This window comes from Peribacillus sp. SRI_006 (genome assembly GCF_057586375.1).
Map to the genome: position 1 here is coordinate 124,561 of NZ_JBYCZT010000001.1, position 17,790 is coordinate 142,350.

At 43.7% G+C, this 17,790-nt stretch carries 15 protein-coding genes and 1 other annotated feature; of the genes, 12 read left to right on the top strand and 3 right to left on the bottom strand.

The genetic code is table 11. From position 1 onward, the window contains the following. The first annotated feature begins 19 nt into the window (after positions 1-19). The 3 genes from hemL to ysxE all read left to right on the top strand — a co-directional run bounded on the left by hemL (position 20) and on the right by ysxE (position 4,281). Positions 20-1,309 carry a glutamate-1-semialdehyde 2,1-aminomutase gene (hemL, locus tag AC2YHV_RS00585; RefSeq protein WP_063575549.1) on the top strand — a complete coding sequence of 430 codons (1,290 nt, stop codon included), beginning with the start codon at positions 20-22 and terminating at the stop codon, positions 1,307-1,309. A gap of 405 nt (positions 1,310-1,714) precedes the next feature. Then, entirely contained in the window at positions 1,715-3,115 is a 1,401-nt protein-coding gene (gene spoVID / locus AC2YHV_RS00590) for a stage VI sporulation protein D (protein ID WP_487372385.1), read from the top strand. A gap of 95 nt (positions 3,116-3,210) precedes the next feature. Further along, positions 3,211-4,281, top strand: coding sequence for a spore coat protein YsxE (gene ysxE / locus AC2YHV_RS00595; protein WP_230135225.1), 1,071 nt, complete (start codon positions 3,211-3,213; stop codon positions 4,279-4,281). A 56-nt stretch (positions 4,282-4,337) separates the two neighbouring features. Here the strand turns inward: ysxE and AC2YHV_RS00600 are convergent, their stop codons facing one another. Then, positions 4,338-4,529: a hypothetical protein gene (locus tag AC2YHV_RS00600; protein ID WP_034308896.1), complete on the bottom strand. Its 192-nt coding sequence runs from the start codon at positions 4,527-4,529 to the stop codon at positions 4,338-4,340. A gap of 226 nt (positions 4,530-4,755) precedes the next feature. Then, positions 4,756-4,984, top strand: a binding site (T-box leader). A 42-nt stretch (positions 4,985-5,026) separates the two neighbouring features. Between AC2YHV_RS00600 and AC2YHV_RS00605 the strand changes: the two genes are divergently transcribed. Next, the gene (locus tag AC2YHV_RS00605) at positions 5,027-7,678 is read left to right on the top strand and encodes a valine--tRNA ligase (protein WP_034308891.1); all 2,652 of its coding nucleotides are present in this window, start codon (positions 5,027-5,029) and stop codon (positions 7,676-7,678) included. Positions 7,679-7,734: 56 nt separating this feature from the next. On the opposite strand, the gene AC2YHV_RS00610 is transcribed toward AC2YHV_RS00605, so the two are convergent. Both AC2YHV_RS00610 and AC2YHV_RS00615 read right to left on the bottom strand, forming a co-directional pair. After that, complete coding sequence (locus AC2YHV_RS00610) at positions 7,735-8,580, bottom strand: ATP-grasp domain-containing protein (RefSeq protein ID WP_487372386.1); 846 nt, start codon at positions 8,578-8,580, stop codon at positions 7,735-7,737. Beyond that, on the bottom strand, positions 8,549-9,490 hold the full coding sequence (locus AC2YHV_RS00615) for an ATP-grasp domain-containing protein (protein ID WP_487372387.1): 942 nt from the start codon (positions 9,488-9,490) through the stop codon (positions 8,549-8,551). Before AC2YHV_RS00615 ends, AC2YHV_RS00610 begins: the two co-directional genes overlap by 32 nt. A gap of 98 nt (positions 9,491-9,588) precedes the next feature. On the opposite strand from AC2YHV_RS00615, the gene AC2YHV_RS00620 reads away from it, so the two are divergent. The 8 genes from AC2YHV_RS00620 to mreD all read left to right on the top strand — a co-directional run bounded on the left by AC2YHV_RS00620 (position 9,589) and on the right by mreD (position 17,675). Further along, entirely contained in the window at positions 9,589-10,872 is a 1,284-nt protein-coding gene (locus AC2YHV_RS00620) for a bifunctional folylpolyglutamate synthase/dihydrofolate synthase (protein WP_487372388.1), read from the top strand. A gap of 590 nt (positions 10,873-11,462) precedes the next feature. Further along, complete coding sequence (locus tag AC2YHV_RS00625; RefSeq protein WP_487372389.1) at positions 11,463-12,215, top strand: prepilin peptidase; 753 nt, start codon at positions 11,463-11,465, stop codon at positions 12,213-12,215. A gap of 306 nt (positions 12,216-12,521) precedes the next feature. Continuing rightward, positions 12,522-13,487 (top strand): hypothetical protein, encoded by a 966-nt coding sequence (locus AC2YHV_RS00630; RefSeq protein ID WP_142398224.1) that lies wholly within the window; start codon positions 12,522-12,524, stop codon positions 13,485-13,487. A gap of 189 nt (positions 13,488-13,676) precedes the next feature. Beyond that, the gene (locus tag AC2YHV_RS00635) at positions 13,677-14,246 is read left to right on the top strand and encodes a Maf family protein (RefSeq protein WP_098186765.1); all 570 of its coding nucleotides are present in this window, start codon (positions 13,677-13,679) and stop codon (positions 14,244-14,246) included. A 59-nt stretch (positions 14,247-14,305) separates the two neighbouring features. Continuing rightward, complete coding sequence (gene radC, locus AC2YHV_RS00640) at positions 14,306-14,980, top strand: RadC family protein (RefSeq protein ID WP_053537324.1); 675 nt, start codon at positions 14,306-14,308, stop codon at positions 14,978-14,980. 148 nt (positions 14,981-15,128) lie between these two features. Further along, positions 15,129-16,148, top strand: a complete 1,020-nt coding sequence (locus AC2YHV_RS00645; protein ID WP_034308871.1) for a rod shape-determining protein — start codon at positions 15,129-15,131, stop codon at positions 16,146-16,148. A gap of 139 nt (positions 16,149-16,287) precedes the next feature. Next, positions 16,288-17,160, top strand: coding sequence for a rod shape-determining protein MreC (gene mreC / locus AC2YHV_RS00650; protein WP_057276635.1), 873 nt, complete (start codon positions 16,288-16,290; stop codon positions 17,158-17,160). Continuing rightward, complete coding sequence (gene mreD, locus AC2YHV_RS00655; RefSeq protein ID WP_057276634.1) at positions 17,157-17,675, top strand: rod shape-determining protein MreD; 519 nt, start codon at positions 17,157-17,159, stop codon at positions 17,673-17,675. Before mreC ends, mreD begins: the two co-directional genes overlap by 4 nt. The last annotated feature ends 115 nt before the right edge of the window (positions 17,676-17,790 follow it).

The following is a 17,790-nucleotide window of genomic DNA, read 5'->3' on the forward strand; positions in this document are numbered from 1 at the left end:
GGAAAAAGGGGATTGAATCATGCGGTCATATGAAAAATCGAAAAAAGCTTTTGCCGAAGCAAAAAATTTGATGCCAGGCGGCGTGAACAGCCCGGTACGTGCCTTCAAATCTGTGGACATGGATCCCATTTTCATGGAGCGTGGAAAAGGCTCGAAAATGTATGATATCGATGGAAATGAATATATCGACTATGTTCTATCATGGGGACCGCTCATCCTGGGTCACACGAATGACCGTGTCGTGGAATCATTGAAAAAAGTAGCGGAGTCAGGTACAAGCTTTGGAACCTCTACGCTGATTGAGAATGAACTGGCCAAGCTGGTCATGGAACGGGTGCCTTCGATTGAAATGATCCGGATGGTATCATCAGGAACCGAAGCGACGATGAGTGCGCTAAGGCTGGCACGAGGCATAACAGGCCGTGATAAAATCCTGAAATTCGAAGGTTCCTATCATGGCCATGGCGATTCATTGCTGATCAAAGCGGGTTCCGGCGTTGCAACATTAGGTTTACCGGATAGCCCAGGTGTACCGGAAGGCATTGCAAAAAATACGATTACCGTAGCATATAATGATCTTGCTGCAACCAAATATGCGTTTGAACAATTTGGCGAAGACATCGCCTGTATCATCGTAGAACCTGTTGCAGGGAATATGGGTGTGGTTCCGCCACAACCTGGTTTCCTCGAAGGCTTACGTGAAGTGACGACCCAATACGGGGCTTTATTGATCTTTGACGAAGTCATGACAGGGTTCCGTGTCGGCTATAATTGTGCACAAGGCTATTTTGGCATCGTACCTGACCTGACTTGCCTTGGGAAAGTAATTGGCGGCGGCTTGCCTGTCGGAGCATTCGGAGGCAAGCGCGAATTCATGGAACAAATTGCCCCGAGTGGGACAATCTATCAAGCGGGAACATTGTCCGGTAATCCTCTTGCCATGACGGCCGGCCTTGAAACGCTGAGCCAATTGACTCCAGAATCTTATGTTGAGTTCACTCGAAAAGGGGATATGCTCGAAAAAGGAATTGGAGCGGCAGCGGATAAGTACGGTGTTCCCCATACATTCAACCGTGCCGGCTCCATGATTGGACTTTTCTTTACTAATGAAGATGTCGTAAACTATGATACAGCAAAAACATCCGATTTAGAGTTCTTTGCTTCCTACTATAGGGAAATGGCGAATCAAGGCATCTACTTGCCGCCGTCACAGTTTGAAGGGTTATTCCTTTCCACTGCACATAGTGATGAAGATATCGAAAAAACCATTGCTGCGGCAGAACAGGCTTTTGCCAAATTAAAAAAATGATTCAAGGCTTCATGAGCTACCGCGATATTCGATAATGATAAATTTGAACTGGCTGCCATTTTTCCAAAAACTTTTGGAGAAATGCAGCCAGTTTTTTTGAATTCAATCCGTATGTGTAAGAACCGAATTTAACGTTCACGGCCGAATTAATTGGAGGTAGGTCGAAATAATTGGTAGAAAGCAGAATTAATAGGCTGTTGGGAATTAATATGGCGGTATGCCGAGCGGGTTTTTCAAGCTGATTGTTATTCCCGCTTGATTTAGCCTGAAAATTGAACCTCTTTCTTTTAATTCAGGGAATATCTAAGGAGAGCTGCAAATGAATTAAGGAATAAACAGCTTCCTCCCTTCATAGATTGATATTGGTATAGGTACCGTTTCATGAAGCTGAAAGGAGGAGTTGTCTTGTCGCAAGAAAATGAATCGTATTTACGATTTTCTTTAGAGGAATCCGTTTGGTTCCAGAAGGGACAGGAAGTGGCTGAGCTATACTCTATTTCCCTTGATCCAAATGTGTCGATTCAAGAAAGTGATCAATATGTTTTTATACGAGGCTCGTTGGATTTAAGCGGTGAATACAAAGACTCGCAAAATGGTGAAGAAGAGGAGTTTTCGCAGACCTTTTTGCCAAAAGCGGTTCAAAAGGTCGAGAGGCATCCCAATGGACTTAATGAGTTCACACACCGTTTTCCGGTTGATATAACGATTCCGAATAATCGGATTGCCTCTTTGGATGAGGTTGATGTCTCGATTCAAAGCTTTGATTATGCCATGCCAGAGCATAACTGCTTGAAATTGCAGGCGGACCTTTTGATAACCGGAATCTATAATGATTCATATGTGGAAGAACGGTTTGATACTGAGCAGGAAGTTGGGGAAACGGAGGATCAGGAAGAAACGGATGGAGAAAATGAGTCATATATTCCTTATGCAGCCGCAGTGCCGCCAATCCCGGATTTTCAGCCCGTTTTCCGTGATGAGGAGGAAGAAGAGTTATACGCGCCTTTTTCTGCAGAGTCAAAACGGGTTTCTGAAGCAAATGAAGAAGAAGAAGAGGAACCGATTTATTTAAGCGATCAGCATAATGCTCCCGTTTTTGAAATTCCTGTTTCACCATATCCTGAAGAGGAGGAATGGGAAACGGAAGTGCATAGACAGGAAGAAGCTGAAGCTGTAGAGGAAGAAGTAATTGGTGATCCGCCTGACTCCCCGGAAAAGGTACCTTCCATGGGAGAGGCAAAATTGGAGGAAGAACCAAGCAGGCAGGATTCCTTGGAGATTCCTAGAGTGACATTTATAGAAGAAGTAGAAGAAGAGCCAAGTCAAGCAACCAATCATGAAAGTAGCCCAGTTTTAAATGTAGAAACCGAGGATGTCATCCGGCAGGAAGACGATGCCGTTACAGCGGGTCCTATCCTTAATGAGAATGTGAAGGTGGAGCAGGAAGAGGAATCCAATTCGTCCATAAGCGATCTATTCAAAAAGAGGGAAAGACCTGCGCCTCCGGCTAAGGAGGGGAAGAGTTTCAAAGGCAGGAAACAAGCAGCGGAACGTGATGAAAAAGAAACGGCCGATCATGATGAAAAGCAGCTTTCCATCATGGATTTATTCGGACGGAAACAAGAAGAAGAACTGGTAAGGATGAAGGTTTGCATTGTTCAGCAAGGGGAAACGCTTGATGACTTGGCTCAACGATATGATGTTACGGTTCAATCGATCCTTTTCAGCAATGAATTGGAGTCGAATCAGAACGTTCATGAAGGGCAAGTCATTTATATACCGAAGGCGGTTGCGTATAAGAATTGACCGGGACAGAGAGCAGGGCATATGCTCTGCTCCTGTTTTTTAAATGCTAGAGGAAGCGGATTGTTTAGTTTTTTTAGAGAAAGTGAGTGAGTCTCGTGAGGGAAAACGAGAATCAGCAGCCTGCCAATCGGGATCGGGACACGGAGACCGTATTGAAGGAATATGCCATGTATGTACAATATATTGAGGACTTCGGGCGTGTAAAAAAAGTATACAGTGATCGCGGTACATTTGCCTTGAAATCCATGTCACCGCATAACGGCATTGATTTTATCAAAAATGTTCAAAAACTGTACCATCGCGGCTATAATCGAATCGTTCCCATTTATCAAACGATGGATCAGCGTTACGCCGTTCTTCATAATGGACGTTTGTATTACCTGATGCCCTGGCTCAATGATGAAAGGGACGGGGAGCGCGATGAAAAGCATAAGCAATTGTTCAGAGAGCTTGCTCGGATGCATACACTTTCCGTTAAGGAAATACAAGTGGATATTGAGGAACGGGAAGCACATTATGAGCGGACGCTTGATGCCTGGAATAACGAAAAGGAATTTATAGAAGAGTATATTGTCAGTTGTGAAAAGAAGTGGTATATGTCTCCATTCGAACTCACGGTTTGTTCTTTCTACACTGATATTTCACAGGCACTGAAGTACTCGATCAAGAAGTTTGAAACCTGGTATGAAAAAACGAAGGATAGTGAAAAGGTTCGAACCGTGGTAACGCACGGAAAGGTTTCTTTGAAGCATTTCGTTTATGATGAGCGGGGATATGGCTACTTCATCAATTTTGAGAATTCGAATACGGCTCCGCCGCATTTCGATTTACTGCCATTTCTCGTTAAAGCGGCCAGGACCTATCCTGTCCAATGCGATGACTGTGTTGACTGGCTATATAACTATTTTCGTTATTTTCCGTTAAAAGAAGAAGAATTATTGCTCATGCAAAGTTATCTGGCATTCCCTGGATCAGCTTTGGAATTAGTGAAGGGTTATTCCGATGGCAGGGGCCATCGTTCAGAGCTTGATAATGTCACGCAACTTCAGCGGCAATTTTGGCTATTGAAAAATATTGAATATATGGTGATGAGAATCGAAGAAATCGAACAGAAGAAAAAGGCGGCTGCCGAGGCTGCCAAAGAAGAACAATCACCCCCAAGCTAAATATACATGATTGGATCATCTCCAGTCATGTATATTTTTTTGCTGTAAGGGAATAATTAAATCCATTCGAAATACAAAGACATGGCCAGGAAAATAAACGCGATAAGCAGGAGCATATCGAAAAAAGTCGGGAAAATCAGCGTACGTAATCCTTGGAATACGATAAAGGGGACGATGAACTGCTGGCAGACACCGCGGAATTTTTTCACCCAAGGCGGTAAAGTATAGGGAGTATATCTTCGCTTCATATTATTACCTTCCTTTTTAGGACTTCTTATATTCTATGGGTGGGCAGTGAAAAAGGTGAAACAGCCGTCACATTCACTGTTTCTGGAGGATAAAATAAAGAAAACGAACATGAATGCATCAAATGGGATGATTCCTGAGAAAGTAAGCGAAAAGATGATTGACTGGAGCCCCATGTTTTTTGTACTATATACTATATGCATTCAATGTTTTTACATATGAATATAAATCAATGCAAAGACCGGAAATAGTAAGATGAAATGCACTTTTCAGAGAGGAAACCAAATTGGTGCGAGGTTTCCAGGCAGCAGCATCCGAAGTCGTCCGCGAGCAGTCTTCGTGAACTTCTTAGTAGCGAAGGCCGGTGAAGAGCCGTTATCCGATTTGAGAGCCGAAAGGGATTTTTTTCTTTTTCGGAAAAAAGGTGGCACCGCGAACAACTTCCTTCGTCCTTTTGAGATGATGGAAGTTTTTTTTATGCCCAAAAGGAGGAAATGATATGGAAGAGAACCAAATTTCAATGCCGACTAAATATGATCCGCAGACGATAGAGAAAGGCCGCTACAAATGGTGGCTTGATGGAAAGTTTTTCGAAACGACGGGTGACGATAAAAAAGAACCATACACGATTGTCATCCCGCCGCCTAACGTTACAGGTAAGCTGCATCTTGGCCACGCTTGGGATACGACACTTCAAGATATATTGACACGCATGAAAAGGATGCAAGGCTATGATGTTTTATGGTTACCAGGCATGGACCATGCCGGTATTGCTACTCAAGCGAAAGTAGAACAGAAACTTCGTGCGGATGGCGTGAGCCGTTATGACCTTGGGCGTGAAAAATTCGTGGAAGAGACATGGAAATGGAAAGAGGAATATGCGAGCCATATCCGTGAACAATGGTCAAAGCTAGGTCTTGGACTTGATTATACCCGTGAACGCTTCACCCTGGATGAAGGTCTTTCAAAAGCAGTGCGCGAAGTGTTCGTTTCGCTTTATAACAAGGGCTTGATTTATCGCGGCGAATACATCATCAACTGGGATCCATCAACGAAAACGGCGTTATCCGATATCGAGGTCATTTACAAAGATGTGCAAGGCGCATTTTACCATATGAAATATCCATTGGTTGACGGATCGGGTGAAATTGAAATTGCCACCACCCGTCCAGAAACGATGCTTGGCGATACTGCTGTTGCTGTACACCCTGAAGATGACCGTTATAAACACTTGATCGGCAAAAAGGTCCGCTTGCCAATTACAGGCAGGGAAATCCCGATTGTCGGTGATGATTATGTCGATATGGAATTCGGTTCAGGCGCGGTCAAAATTACTCCTGCTCATGATCCGAATGACTTCGAAATCGGGAACCGTCACGACTTGGAGCGCATCCTTGTCATGCATGAAGATGGCTCGATGAATGAAAAGGCCGGTAAATATGAAGGCATGGACCGTTTTGAATGCCGTAAGCAAATCGTCAAGGACCTTCAGGAAGAAGGAGTACTCTTCAAAATCGAAGATCACCTTCACTCAGTAGGCCATTCAGAGAGAAGCGGTGCTGTTGTTGAACCATATCTTTCGACGCAATGGTTCGTTAAGATGCAGCCGCTGGCTGATGCATCCGTTGAGCTTCAAAAAGGAACCGATGAGGAAAAAGTTCATTTCGTACCGGACCGTTTCGAGAAAACGTACCTGCATTGGATGGAAAATATCCGCGACTGGTGCATTTCCCGTCAGCTTTGGTGGGGTCACCGCATTCCCGCCTGGTACCATAAAGAAACAGGTGAAGTGTATGTAGGTCATGAGGAGCCGGCGGACGCTGAAAACTGGGAACAAGATACAGATGTCCTTGATACATGGTTCAGCTCGGCATTATGGCCATTCTCGACTATGGGCTGGCCTGACAAGGACAGTGTCGATTTCCAACGTTACTATCCAACCGGGGCACTTGTAACAGGCTATGATATCATTTTCTTCTGGGTATCTCGGATGATTTTCCAAGCTCTTGAGTTCACAGGTGAACGACCATTTGAAGATGTGCTGATCCACGGACTGGTTCGTGACGAACAGGGGCGCAAGATGAGTAAATCGCTAGGCAATGGTGTCGATCCGATGGATGTCATCGATCAATACGGTGCCGATTCCCTGCGTTACTTCTTATCTACGGGCAGCTCGCCAGGCCAGGACCTTCGTTATAGTACGGAAAAAGTCGAAGCAGTTTGGAATTTCTCCAATAAGATTTGGAACGCATCACGTTTTGCTTTGATGAACATGAATGGCATGACGTATGACGAAATCGATTTAAGCGGTGAGAAGTCTGTAGCCGATAAATGGATCTTGACGCGTTTGAATGAAACGATTTCCAACGTAACCAGACTTGCGGACCGTTATGAGTTTGGTGAAGTGGGCCGCGTGCTATACAACTTCATTTGGGATGACTTCTGTGACTGGTATATTGAAATGGCGAAGCTTCCGCTATATGGAGAAGACGAAGCGGCTAAGAAAACGACGCGCTCGATCTTGGCGTATGTACTGGATAACACAATGAGATTGTTACACCCGTTCATGCCATTCATTACCGAAGAAATCTGGCAGAACCTACCGCATCAAGGTGAGTCCATCACTGTTGCCGCTTGGCCGGAAGTGAATGAAGAGTTGACAGATACAGCTGCAGCCGAGGAAATGAAGCTGCTTGTTGAAATCATCCGCTCCGTCCGTAATATCCGTGCTGAGGTGAACACACCGTTAAGCAAAAAAATCAATTTGATTTTAAAAGCGAAAGATGAGGCCATCTTAGCGACATTACAGAAAAACAGCAGCTATATCGAGCGTTTCTGTAATCCTGAACAATTGACGATCGGAATCGAAGTCGAAGAGCCTGCTCAAGCCATGACAGCTGTCGTAACTGGCGTAGAACTAATCCTTCCGCTTACAGGACTGATCAATATTGACGAAGAAGTGAAACGTCTTGAAAAAGAACTCGACAAACTTAATAAAGAAGTTGAGCGTGTACAGAAAAAATTAGGCAACGAGGGCTTCGTTAAAAAGGCGCCGGCAAGCGTCATCGAAGAAGAACGTGCCAAGGAAAAAGACTATAGCGAAAAACGCGACTCTGTAATCCACAGGATCAGCGAACTGAAACAACTGTAAAACAAAAGGATGAACCAGCTTGAAGCCGGTTCATCCTTTTTCTGTTTACATGCTATTTAAGAAGAGGATATGCTTTCTTTTATGAATGTAAGGTACTCCCATACGATATTCATATCACTTAGTGCACTTAATGTCCGGCTCCCGACGACATCCTCAATTTCGTTCAGCATGAGGCTGCCATCTTCGGCAAATATGAAATCGATACCGACCAGGCCGAAATCAAATGAACTCATTACTCTTTCAACAAGGGCTAATTCAGATGCAGTCAGCTCATATAGCGAAGCCGATCCGCCCAGCGTATAATTTGCCTTGAAACTGGAAGCGGATTCCCTGAGTACAGCAGCCTTCACTTTATTACCAACCACAAAAACGCGGATATCCCTACCGAATAAGCCAGGTTTTTGAACTATCCAATTCCCATCATTCAGCTGGGCAAAATCATCGGCATGCTCGATTAAAAATACTTGTTTCCCGCCGCGGCCGCTTGTTTCTTTAGCAATGAAAGGGAGCTCCATGTCATCGGCACTCGGCCTTCCATTACAATATACGGTATCGGCCATTGGAATCCCCAGCGAGGACAAATATTGATGCGTCTTTGCTTTGTCATTCGCGATTTCCGATACGAAGGAGGAGTTAAAGCAAGCAATCCCCAATTGCTCAAGTTGCTTAGTGAAAAAAGGATCGATGGTCCGGACGATGGCAAAGTCCGGCAATGAAATTGGCTGCATCTCATGTTCCACATACAACTTGTTGAAACGATGTCCGATCCTAAGGTCTTCCCGAAAGTGAAAGTGTAAATCAAGATCAAGCTTACTGGCTTCGTCAAGCATCCAATCTATGTATCCTTTATTTTTCAAGGCATCCTCGCGGTTATAAATCAACCAGCCTGCTTGTTTTTTCATCAGATGCACTTCCTTTTCCTAATTCTTTCAAGATATAATCGAACATGCTATCGGCGATGTTGATGCCAGTACATTCATAAATGTTCAATAAATGCGAATTTGAATTCACTTCGCACAAAAGCGGACCTTCTTCACCAAACAGCAAATCGACGCCAGCGAAGTCGGCACCCAGAATTTGCGCACATCGAATGGCAAGTTGTGCTTCTTCACTAGTGGGGATATATGGTGCAGCCTGTCCCCCGGCAGTCATATTAGCTCGGAAGTCCTGCTCGGAATGACGTTGCATCGCTGCTATGACTTGATTGCCCACGACATTCACGCGAATATCCCGACCTTTACTGTGCTCGATGAATTCCTGGATGATAAATGGTTTGTGGCCAAGATCACGGACCGTCTTCAGTAACTCATCCTCTGATTGGATTAAATATACTTGTTCCCCAAAAGAACCGTATGCTTCCTTAACGATAAGAGGATAACCGAGTTCATTGCCGATTTGGATAAAAGCATCCATATTGACCCTTTCAATCCCTTCGTACGTAAAAGGGGGAAATATGGTTTTCGGCATCGGTATGCCATGCCCTGTTAAGGCTTGATGTGTTTTTGCTTTGCTGTCGCATATATCGATTGCTGCACTGCTGTTATATACGGGGATGCCGAGCAATTCCAAATGGCGCGCCAAATGAATGTCTTTATCCATGAACAGAACAAAATCCGGCAGCTTATCAAAGTTTCCTTTAAGCAGCGGCACTCCTTTTTCGATTATAGGCATGAGATCTGAATTGCGGATAAGGGTTGCCGTGATATCTTTCCTTTCAGCCGCCTCTTTAATGAACAAAGCTAAACTGGAAAACTTATCATGCTGTAAATAGCCGTTGACGACAATCCAGCAGTGGAAATCTGAAGTTTTCATGGTAAAACACTACCTTTCATCTAGGTTAATCGTACATATATTGATAAAATAATCTTAACGCATAAGAGCGGTATAAAGAAAGAGGAGGCTCCACGATAATGGTTACAACCATGAAAGAAATCAATCAATTTTTTGAACGGCGCCAAGTTCGATTGGGCATGAATTTTGGCCTGTCACGGATGGAAACATTGTTAACAGAATTAGGCGACCCGCACAAGGAGCTAAAGTATATTCACATTGCGGGGTCCAACGGGAAAGGATCGACACTGCAATATATTAAAGAAATTCTGCTTGCCCAAGGGATTCGGGTCGCTTCCTTCACTTCTCCTTTTTTAATACGGATGAATGAACAGCTGAAGGTGAATGAGGATGAAATCAGTGATCAGGAATTCATCGATGTCTTCCGGAAGCTTTGGCCGATCATACGTGAGATGGACAGCAAGGGGAATGGTCCCACCCAGTTCGAAATTTTGACTGCAATGGCATTCTCTTATTTTAGCAAAAAGGAAGTCGATTTAGTTTTGATGGAAACCGGTTTGGGAGGCAGGCTTGATACAACGAATGTCATCCAGCCGTTTCTTTCGATCATTACCTCGATCTCTTTGGAACATACGAACATCCTGGGTAACACACTTGGGGAAATTGCTTTTGAGAAGGCAGGCATCATAAAAAGCGGAGCGCCGGTCATCAGCGGAGTCACAGCCGGGGAACCAGCAAAAGTAATTGAAGAAAAAGCGTCAGCTTTAGGCGTACCTTATTACCAATTGGGTAAAGATTTTCGTGTTAGCGATATGAAGCGAAGTGAACGTGGGCAAAGTTTCTCATTTGCGCTTGCCGATAGGTCAATCGAAAATGTGGAAATGCGGATGCTGGGCCGTCATCAAATGGAGAATGCGGCACTGGCCATTGCTGCTGTCACAGTAGGGATGGAAAATATCGATGAAAAAAGCATCCTTAAAGGAATAGGGGCAGCGAAATGGGATGGGCGCTTTGAAAAAATATCGGATGAGCCGTTGGTGATCATTGATGGTGCACATAATCCTGCCGGCATCGACGTTCTGAAGGAAACGCTAAAAGTGCATTACCCCGACTATCAGTACCGATTCGTATTCAGCTCTTTTAAAGATAAAAACTATTCCGAGATGCTTCATGGACTGGAAACGGGGGCGATGGAAATCATCATTACCGAATTCGACCATGAACGGGCGGCGGATGCGAAAACGCTTTATGAAAAATGCAATCATCCAAATAAAAGTATAAATAAGGATTGGCAGGCGGCGATAACGGAAGGCAGAAGGAAAACGGGGGATAAAGAGATTCTTGTCATTACAGGGTCCCTTCATTTCCTTTCACTTGTGAGGGAGTTCCTCATCAGAGCCTAAAGGATGTGCATTACCGCAATGAGGCACTTTATCATGGAAACCAAAGCAAAGCGGGTTTGCCTGCAGTTTTTTAGGGAGGGGTGCAATTTAAACGTTGATTGGAACGTAGGGCACTCGCTTTCCGCGGGCGGTCCGGGAGCCTCCTCGGCGCCTTGCGCCTGCGGGGTCTCCTCTGGACTCGCTTTTCCCGCAGGAGTCTCGTACACCCGCTCCAATCAACTTTGTTTTAACTTTTATATAAAACCCCTTTGCCAAAAGTCTTTATTGTTTTCGTAAAATTGAGGCTGTCATTGACTTCGCTTTCATTTATGATTTGGTGAAAGATATGTATTCAAAGGTCCTTTTCTCTTGTTAAAGAGACTCTTGAAAAGAAAAAACTCCAATAGAGTGATTGATAACAAATCACCCAGTTTATTTGTTAAAATATGATTATATATTGCATTCCATATGAATGTTGAATAGTAGGATCTGCTTAATAAAATGACGGGAGGGATGAGCATGAAGAACCCAATGGTTAATTACATAGCGGAAGGGACTTTTATATCAGGATTTCAAAGAAAGGCAATCGAATCCTCATGCACGTTGCATAAATGATGGCTATCCATATCTATCTCTTCGTATTGGGCTTGATTTTAGGCTCATTCTTTAACGTTGTCGGTTTAAGTGTTCCAGCTGGTCATTCATTCGCGAATCGTCGTTCCGCCTGCCCTTCTTGCGGGCGTACATTGACATTCTTCGAGTTGATACCGGTTATTTCTTATATGTTGCAAGTCGGTAAATGCCGGGGCTGTAAAGCAAGGATATCCCCCCTTTATCCAGCCGTGGAAATGCTGACCGGTGTTTTGTTTGCCTCTGCTCCGATATTCCTTGGCTGGTCGGGCGAACTTTTGGTTGGCTGGATATTGATTTCATTATTTATGATCATCTTCGTGACTGATGTCGCCTATATGCTCATACCCGATAAAATACTGCTTTTCTTTATAGTGATTTTTATTGTTTTAAGAGTCTCATTTCCATTGATGCCCTGGTGGGATTCAATTGTCGGGGCAGCGGTTGGCTTTAGCCTGCTGTTATCAATCGCGGTCGTGAGTAAGGGTGGCATGGGTGGCGGTGATATCAAGCTGTTTGCAGTGATTGGCTTCGTATTGGGAATGAAGATGGTGCTGTTATCTTTGCTTTTTGCGTGCTTTTATGGGGCATTGCTTGGCATCACTGGGTTGCTGACCGGAATCTTAAAAAAGAAAACCCTTATTCCTTTCGGACCGTATATCGTTTTTGGGACATTGACTGCTTATTTATGGGGCGATTCGCTATTACATTGGTATGTAACATTTTTAAGATGAGCTTAAAGGACCATCCTGATCAAGAGGAATTTGTCAAAAACCACCTGAACAATAGCTCAGTAGGGAACCATCCCCATGTGACGGCAAGAGATTATGAAATGATGGAGGGATGTATGTAATTCGTGAGAGGTGATATGGAATGGTTCATGAAGCAATAGTACCAGTACACGGAATTCCTTTTTTGTTACCTATATATGAATAGGGAAATTTGACGAAACCTATTAATGACAAGACGACAAAAGTCTTGTTATTTTTTTTTCCCTCTATGATAGGATGAAAAAAATGATCTGGAGGGGAGGAAAAAAATTGGGCAAGCCGGAACAAAGCAAGGGTGTAACGATTAAAATAAATGGGGAAGAAAAAGTATTTGGCGATAAAAAAATTGAAAGTCAAGAGGCGGCGAGTAAGGAGCAGGAGCAGGAACAAACTGATGAGAGTTTCGAATGGATACTCCCTGAGGATTCAAATGAAGGCAAGATCGTATTGGTCCCCACACCGCCAAAGAAGAAAATGCCGAAGCTCATCGGCTTTGGTACCGGGTCACTGAAAAGCTCGGATAAAAGACCGATCAAGACATTCATGATTGCAGTCATTTGTGCTGTGTTTTTTGGGTCGATTCTTGGCTTGATCGCCGTTAAAACGATAACAAAGGAAAAAGCCGAAGTATCTTCGGTCGAGACCCCGATTCCAACCGAAGCCACAGTTGAAGATAAAAAAGCGGCAGTGACTGAACCGGGAAACCAGCTGAAGACATTCCTTGTACAGGGAGGAGTATTCAGCAGCGAGGATGCGGCAAGGCAAATTCAAAAGAAAATCATTGAAAAGCAGGTTCCTGCTGAAATCTTCAAATTGGAAGAAAGCTATTATCTATTTCTGGGATCGGCAGAGAGTCTAGCTGCAAGTAAAGAATTGGCCTTGTTCTTAAAGTCATATGATGTGGATGTATATTGGAAGGAAATCAATTTTGAAGCGGCCGGGACAAGCCAAGAAGATGAAAAAACCCTCGACAAGATGAAGGCAGTATATGCTTCGTTGGCAGAAACATCCGCAACAAAGCTTCGCGGAAAGGCAGGGACGGTAAACGGGGAAACCCTGAAAAAAAACATGGATGAACTGAAGGCGGGGAAATTATCGCCGGCGTTTTCAAAGATGAACGATGACCTGACTGCTGCGGCAAAGTCGATTGATGAATATGAGACTTCCAAAAATGAAGAAAAGCTATTCCAGGCTCAAGAAAGTCTTCTGAATTTTTTATTGAATTACCAAAAGTAAAGAAAAAAGGGGGGGCTGCCTAATGGGACAAGCCTCCCAATATGAAACCATCTGTGACACCCTTTTTTATTTTCCGGGAAATACTTACAAGGATTTGTCGATTCCTAGTAAACAATAATTGTGGATTGCACCATTATTTGATAGGATAGATATGTATCTCCCTATGTAAAGAAAGGTGACTTTTATATTATGCAGCCATTGATTTTAGCTTCCTCATCACCACGTCGTAAAGAACTTCTTCAATTTCTTCAAATCCCCTTTGAAAGCATGAATTCCAATGTTGATGAAAGTATTGATGAAAACATGTGTCCTGATGCAGCAGTGAAAGAACTGGCATCCCGTAAAGCGGAAGCCATCGCAGCAAAATTTCAGGAAAGCTGGGTAATCGGCTCGGATACCGTTGTTGTCCTTGATGGTAAGATTTTGGGTAAGCCGGTAAGCAGGGCGGATGGAAAAAGAATGCTGGAAATGTTATCAGGACGGACACATGAAGTATACACAGGTGTCGCCATCCTGTTCGGAAAGCATCGCAGAGTATTCGCAGAAAAAACGGAAGTGACATTTTGGGAGCTGCCAGAAGCTGAAATCGAACGATATCTGGATAGCGGGGAACCTTTTGACAAAGCTGGCGGCTATGGGATTCAAGGATACGGATCTCTTCTTGTCAAACAAATCAAAGGGGACTATTTCTCAGTCGTCGGGCTTCCGGTCTCAAGACTGGCCCGGGAACTTAAAGCGATGCAGGAAGAGTTAGGATAATCAGATTTCCCCTGGCATCTTCCCTTTTCTAAGGAAGGGTTGATCTTTTGAGCGAAAAAATGTTAATACGGGATTACCCGAAAGAAGAGAGGCCGCGCGAAAGGTTTCTCCAGGACGGGCCGCAAAGTCTTTCCAATCAGGAATTGCTTGCTTTGCTATTGAGGACGGGATCAAGGGAAGAATCAGTCCTGCAACTATCCGGCAGGCTCATCAATTCCTTCAAGGGCCTGCGCCTGCTAAAAGAAGCCTCAGTGGAAGAACTGACCGTGATTAAAGGGATTGGTGAAGCAAAAGCGATACAAATCCTGGCCTCTGTCGAACTTGGCAGGAGAATTAACAATTTGAATGACCAAGACCGTTATGTGATTCGATCTCCTGAAGACGGAGCTAATTATTGCATGGAGGAAATGCGGTTTTTATCACAGGAACATTTCGTCTGTCTCTATTTAAATACGAAAAATCAAGTGCTACAAAAAACTACGGTATTCATCGGGAGCCTCAATGCCTCGATCGTGCATCCGCGCGAGGTCTTTAAAGAGGCTTTCAAAAGGTCAGCTGCCTCTATCATTTGTCTTCATAACCACCCCTCCGGAGACCCCTCTCCCAGCAGAGAAGATATTGAAGTGACGAAAAGGTTAGTCGAATGTGGTAAAATAATCGGCATTGAAGTATTGGACCATATCATCATCGGGGAACATAAATATGTTAGCTTGAAGGAAAAAGGTTATTTATGACACTATCAAATTTTTTGACGATACGATATAATATTGTTTATGATTTTTAAAAGAGGAAACTTTTTCAAAACTCTTATTGTCAAAAAACGACAAATTATTATTTGAACTTATAAAAAGGCATTTTTGTTTACGAAAGGGAGATACCAGAATGTTTGGAATTGGAGCAAGAGATATAGGGATTGATTTAGGAACGGCGAATACGCTTGTCTATGTGAAGGGAAAAGGCATCGCAGTACGTGAACCATCGGTTGTAGCGGTGCAAACAGATACAAAGCAAATCGTTGCAGTCGGAAACGATGCGAAAAACATGATCGGCCGTACACCTGGTAACGTGGTTGCCCTGCGCCCGATGAAGGATGGAGTAATTGCCGATTATGAAACGACGGCTACCATGATGAAGTACTATATGAAGGAAGCTCAAAAGAAGGGCGTATTCGGCAACAAGCCATATGTCATGATTTGTGTGCCTTCTGGAATTACGGCAGTTGAGCAGCGTGCAGTCATCGATGCAGCAAGACAAGCTGGAGCCCGTGACGCATATCCTATCGAAGAACCGTTTGCAGCAGCGATCGGTGCGGACCTTCCCGTTTGGGAGCCTACAGGCAGCATGGTCGTCGATATCGGCGGAGGGACGACGGAAGTGGCCATCATTTCCCTTGGCGGAATCGTTACAAGCCAATCGATCCGTATTGCCGGTGACGAAATGGATGATGCCATAATCGTCTACATCCGTAAGAACTACAATTTGATGATCGGTGAGCGTACTGCTGAAGCGATCAAAATGGAAATTGGTTCTGCTGGAGACACGGAAGGCGTTGAAAACATGGAAATTCGCGGCCGTGACCTATTGACCGGATTACCAAAAACGATCGAAATTACAGCTGAGGAAATATCCAAAGCATTAAGCGACACTGTTTCTGCAATTGTGGATTCCGTGAAAAACACTTTAGAGAAAACACCACCTGAATTAGCCGCTGACATCATGGACAGAGGCATTGTACTGACAGGCGGGGGTGCTTTGCTGCGCAATTTGGATAAAGTCATCAGTGAAGAAACGCAAATGCCGGTGATCATCGCTGAAAATCCTCTGGATTGTGTTGCGATCGGAACGGGAAAAGCGCTGGACCACATTCATTTATTCAAGACTAAATCAAGAGATTCGCGATAAGCACATTACTTCTCAAATAGGGCCGGCTCAACAAAAGGTGCAATTTTGAGCCGGTTTTCTTATGTTTTGCTGTTTCATTAAATCCATAGTGTAATTTAAAAAAACCATAGAGTAAATTTTAGATAGAGGTGTAATCACCATGCCACAGTTTTTTAATAAAAAGCTCCTTCTCTTGCTCGTTAGTATTATCGTTCTCGTGGCATTGATCGGTTTTTCATTAAGGGAGAGAGAAGAGTTGACCTGGCCGGAGCAATTCCTGAAAGATACGACAGGCTGGGTCGGAAATGTGTTTAATAAGCCAGTATCGGGTATAACAGGTTTTGTAGGGGGCTTAAAAGACCTTCAACATACATACGATGAAAACAAAAAATTGAAAGCCCGCTTGGATGAATATGTATTATTGAAAACCCAAGTCCAAGATTTAAAGGAAGAAAATGAAGAACTTCGCGACAACCTCAAAAAAGAAGATGACCTGCGGAAGTATTCGCCCACTCAGGCGACGGTCATCGGCCGTAATCCCGACCGCTGGCATGAAATGCTGACGATCAATAAAGGGAAGCGTAATGGGGTAGAAAAAAACATGGCTGTCATCACTTCCAATGGGTTAGTCGGTAAGGTGAAATCGGCGACGGATTTCACGGCCTCGGTTCAACTTTTAAGTTCAATCGATAAAGCCAACCGTGTCTCAGCCATCGTTCAGGGTGATGATAAAGCATATGGCTTGATTGAAGGGTTCGATGATAAGAAGAACCTTTTGCTGATGAAACGGATTCCTTACGATAAAAAGATCAAGAAAAATTCATTGGTCATCACATCCGGTTATGGAGGAATCTTTCCGAAGGGTCTGCTGATCGGGAAAGTTGTCGATGTCAAAGTGGATCAATATGGATTGAACCAGACTGCATATATCGAACCTTCGACGGATTTTTATGATATTAATAATGTCATGGTCGTTCAGCGTGAAGTGGATGGTGTAACGAAAGAAAGTGAAGGGGAGGATGAAGCTGAGTGAGATATTTCATCCTTTCTTTCATAGCCTTGGTTTTTTTTGTTTTTGAAAGCATCTTCGCCCAGATGTTCGCTGGAGATGCATTCGGGGCCGATAAAATCGTCGTGCCCCATTTCATGATGATATTCGTTTTTTTCCTGACCATGTACGGGTCCAGGAAAATGGGTATGCTTTATGGGGCGATTCTTGGGTTGACTTATGATGTCGTATATACGGAAATCCTTGGAATTTACATGTTCCTGCTGCCTTTTCTTGCCTATCTGATATCGAAAAGCATGAAAATCCTGCAAAATAATATTTTGGTTGCCTGCCTTACTGCGCTTTTATTCACGGCAGTTTTAGAGGTTGTCATCTTTCAGATGAATATCATCCTATCATTTGCAGATATGGGATTTGGTGAATTTGCGGAACGGAGATTGATTCCGACATTATTATTGAATCTCGCATTCATTATCATCAGCTGCTATCCTTTAAAAAGAATGATTGAAATGCTTGATTTGCAAGGAGAAACGGAATAACGTTCCTGTGTCTTTAAGAAGCAGGTGGGAAATGTATTTTCTCTTTTCCGTGTACGTAGAAAAAGGAAATTTGTTTTCCTATGTCGAATTATATTTCATTGAGGTGAAACAAACG